Annotated in this window: 2 protein-coding genes and 1 tRNA gene; all 3 read left to right on the forward strand. The window is 36.2% G+C overall.

All coding sequences use genetic code 11. The features are described 5' to 3' along the window. The coding region (locus tag QF629_12960) for a hypothetical protein (protein MDP6014431.1) at window positions 1-366 on the forward strand (366 nt) is incomplete at its 5' end. 1 nt (window position 367) lies between these two features. Beyond that, window positions 368-444: transfer RNA gene (locus tag QF629_12965), tRNA-Pro, on the forward strand. A 28-nt stretch (window positions 445-472) separates the two neighbouring features. Beyond that, window positions 473-688 (forward strand): hypothetical protein, encoded by a 216-nt coding sequence (locus tag QF629_12970; GenBank protein MDP6014432.1) that lies wholly within the window; start codon window positions 473-475, stop codon window positions 686-688. Window positions 689-826: the final 138 nt, after the last annotated feature.

The following is an 826-nucleotide window of genomic DNA, read 5'->3' on the forward strand; positions in this document are numbered from 1 at the left end:
GGTTCTAGTTTAATTACTGGTGCATGTAGTCGGCCTAGAGAGTTTGATCTTGAAATAGACGGAAGTCACCGTACTACATTTATCTTAAGAATACTTGCACATGAAATGGTCCATGTTTGGCAGTTTGCAACAAGAAAATGGATACAGTATGAAAAAAAAGATGTAGAAAAATGGAAGGGTGAAATATTCGAATGGAAAGATTTACATTATAGGGATCTTCCATGGGAGGCAGAAGCACTAGAAAAGGAAACAATTTTATTTCATTCCTTATTAGAAAAAACAACAATCTTAGATGATTATATGGATCGTGCAATGCATCGTGATCCGGAGACTTTTTACGAAGGGGACTACGCAGAAAATCACTAACCTCGGTGTGGCGCAGTCTGGTAGCGCACCTGCTTTGGGAGCAGGGGGCCGTAGGTTCGAACCCTACCACCGAGACCAAATCAACTTTCAACTTTAAAGGAAATATATGGCTACTTATAAAAAAGAACTTGCTCGTGAACTTGATCAAAAAATTGACTACGTTGTAGTAGACAATTATGAAAAAGTACTATTTCAAACAGACAATATAGAAAAGGCACGTCTTGCTATACAAGACACAGATGACATTATTGTGTATGAAGGTGTTAAAGGTTTAACACTAGAAGAACTTGCTACTATACAAGAAAAAGAGAATGCAGATTAAAAGGCTACATCATTAATATGTTAGAAAAAGAAGAAAAAAGCAAGTTAATAATGTGTTGCCAAATGGTAAACGAAAAAACTGGTGAAATTTTCCACACGATTCATGGTATAAGAAACATGGAAAAAGCTCAGGTATTAT

The sequence above is a fragment of the Alphaproteobacteria bacterium genome (assembly GCA_030739735.1).
Classification (GTDB): domain Bacteria; phylum Pseudomonadota; class Alphaproteobacteria; order UBA7887; family UBA7887; genus UBA7887.